The following is a 2,952-nucleotide window of genomic DNA, read 5'->3' on the forward strand; positions in this document are numbered from 1 at the left end:
GAGAACCTCCTCATCAACCCCGACTTCGGCATCGGCACGGGCGCGCCGGCCGGGTGGAGCGGCGGCAACTCGACGGTCGTCAGCGTGACCGACGGCCCCGACGCCGTCACGACAAAACGTCCTGCGGGTGACGCCGCTGTTGGCCGACCAGGGCACGACGAATGACGCGTACAAGCTGACCGCGAGCGGTACGACTGTTGAGCACGGGCAGAGCACCGGTTTTACGATGCGGGCTCGTCTCGTGTCCGGCACCGCCGGGCTTCTCCGTATCCGCGCGGGACTCTACCGCGCAGGCTCGGCCAACTTCTGGCCGACCGTGACCGAGGACCTCGACGCCGCAGACGCCGTTGCCGGCGAGTGGGTGACCCTAACGGGCACCCTCACCGTGCCGACAACGTACGACAAGCTGTCTGTCTCGATCCACACGTCGGGCGCCGTGGGTTCCGTGTTCGAGGTCGCCGACGTCAGCATGCGACCCATGGCTGACGCCTCGCTCGTGGTCGACGGCTCGATCACCGCGCGTGCGCTCGCCGTCGACTCTGTGACGGCCGACCAGATCAGCGCCGGCTCTATCACCGGTGAGGCGTTCGCCGGGGAGCCTCCTCCTCGGTTCCCGCATCACTACCGCGGAGGCCGGCCAGCGCGTGGAGATCGGGATACCAACGGGTCTCCGGGCTCTACAACAGCGCCGATGAGACCCGCGTCAACCTGCCCCCGACCCCTCCGAGGACGCCTACTTCCGCGGCGAGGTGCAGGCCGACGGCCTGACAGTGACCGGCGGCGCTTCGTTCTACTCGACGCTGAACGAGTTCGCGAAGGACTCAGTCATCTCGCTCGCCGAGCAGATCGCCGCCCCGTGGCGGCCCCGCAGGTGGGCTCCTTCTGGGAGAACGTCACGCAGGACACCACGCCTCGCACGGGCAGCCTCGGTACCTTCGGGCTCGACGCCTCGCTCATTAGCGGCGCCAGCTACGTGCCGGCCTGGAACGCCTTCGCGTTCATACAGCGGGTCCCGACCGGTGGCGCGCGTGTGTGGTACATGAACCTGAGCGGCACGTTCAACGACCTGTGGGATCTCCCGTCTGACTGGCATGTGACGTCTGGCGCCGTGGGCACTGACGGCGAGTGGCGGTTCATGCTCCGCTGGGAGGGTAACGATGAGTGGTACATCTACGACTACACGCAGACCAACCGGTTCCGGCAGTACATCCGCCAGAACACGTCCCGCGAGCCGCAGCTCGCCATGGACGGCAACAACGTCTGGGTAGTCGAGTCGTTCAGCGGCGGGCCCCGGTTCTACCGCATGGACACGAGCACGCCCGTAGGCGGGACGACGATCGCCGAGACCGTTGTGTCCAGCGGCACGCCCGTCGGTGGTCAGCTCACCAACAGCCCCTGGACGTTCATGCGGACGGCCGCAGACTTCGGCTCGGCGCGCTTCATCGTCTCGTACAACGGCACGTCGACCTTCCGCGTCTACAACGCGTCCGGCGTACACCAGCCCGCCGAGACGTGGAGCCCGCCATCGTCGAAGGCCACCGGCTGGTGGGACCCGACCACGTCCCGCTTCCGTACGCTCGGGCTGGACAACCGCGCCTACCGCCACTCGGCGATGACGTGGACCGACTCGGCCCTCGACACGTGGCACCTGGCTCAGACGTTCTACGACGGCCAGACCTCCGGCGGCACGCACGAGACCGTGATCGGCGGTATCCGCACCTTCCAGCCGCTGAAGCGGTCGTGGGTGCGCATCACACCGGCACAGGTCCCCTACACGGGGCTCGCTGACGACCCGAACATCTCCCGCATCTACGGGAAGACCGGAGCAGCACCGCCTGCCTCCGGGTCTGGGATGTGGCTCCAGGAGTCCGTCAACTACACCAGCGCGATCCGGGACCGGGGAACTCTCCTGGTCACCTCGGGCACTGCCCCGCCGTCGGTGTCCAACTTCCCGGGCGCCACGCCCGCGCGTATGCGCTCGGCGCGGACCATGCCGTCGGACTCAACGAAGTCGATCTTCGAGGTCCGCGGCGACGGGTCGGGGCGGCTGGGGGCCGCTGGAGTTCGACGCCACGGGCAAGTTTACGTCAGCGTACGACACCGGGTGGGTGGCAATGATGGTCCTGTCGGGGTTCTCCGCAGAGGCGGGAAACCCGCCCCTGGTGCGCCGCATCGGGGACGCCGTCTACTTCAAGGGGACGGCCGCCGGGACCTCCGGGACATCGGGCAACACGTTCCCCGTGCAGATCCCGACATCGGTCGCCGCCCGTCCGGAGGCGGGGACCTACCGCGACGGCTTCCTCTACGTAGGCAGAGCCGTCGCCGCCCGTCTCCGCGTACTTGACGACGGGCGGATTCAGATGAACGGGCACAGCACCTCGGCGAGCGTCAACGTCTCGTTGTCGTCCATCAACTACCTCCTCTGACTCCACTGACCTCAACCCCAAGGGAGAGCCCGCATGGCATGGTCTGCCCCGACCCCGACCCGGACACTGAACACACGAGCGACCTGTACACCTACGTCGTGGAGCTCACGCTACAGACGGCGGAGGGCCCGGTGTACGCCACGGCCAAGATCCCCAACACGGGCGATTACGGCTACTTCCCCGCGCCTGTCCTGGAGCCTGCGCTCGAAGCGCTCCTCGCGCTGCTGGCCGACTCCCCGCCCGTGTCGGCACAGGTCCGGCGGGGCCTCGGAGTGAGCCAGATCCTGGCCCCCGCTCCGCCCGCCTGATCCACCCTCACCGCAAGGCCCGCTCTCCTCCCGGGGAGCGGGCCTTTCTCATACCCAAAAACAGAAGGGCCTAGCGAACATGGCACTCAACGGCATGCTCCCCGACAGCTCCCTCCGCGAGACCGTCATCGGCGGCCGGCTGACCAAGTCCGCCGCGCGCGACGCCGACAGCCTCGCCCCTGGCGTTCGCCAGCAAGTTCTACCGGTCGCTCCGCGCC

2 protein-coding genes are annotated in these 2,952 nt (G+C 68.3%); both read left to right on the forward strand.

Going from position 1 to position 2,952, the window contains the following annotated elements; all coding sequences use genetic code 11:
* Positions 1 to 856 precede the first annotated feature (856 nt).
* Positions 857 to 2,344, forward strand: a complete 1,488-nt coding sequence (locus PROKR_RS02685; RefSeq protein WP_036959379.1) for a hypothetical protein — start codon at positions 857 to 859, stop codon at positions 2,342 to 2,344.
* A gap of 120 nt (positions 2,345 to 2,464) precedes the next feature.
* Complete coding sequence (locus tag PROKR_RS02690) at positions 2,465 to 2,734, forward strand: hypothetical protein (RefSeq protein WP_036959380.1); 270 nt, start codon at positions 2,465 to 2,467, stop codon at positions 2,732 to 2,734.
* The last annotated feature ends 218 nt before the right edge of the window (positions 2,735 to 2,952 follow it).

This window comes from Promicromonospora kroppenstedtii DSM 19349 (genome assembly GCF_000515355.1).
Lineage (GTDB): Bacteria > Actinomycetota > Actinomycetes > Actinomycetales > Cellulomonadaceae > Promicromonospora > Promicromonospora kroppenstedtii.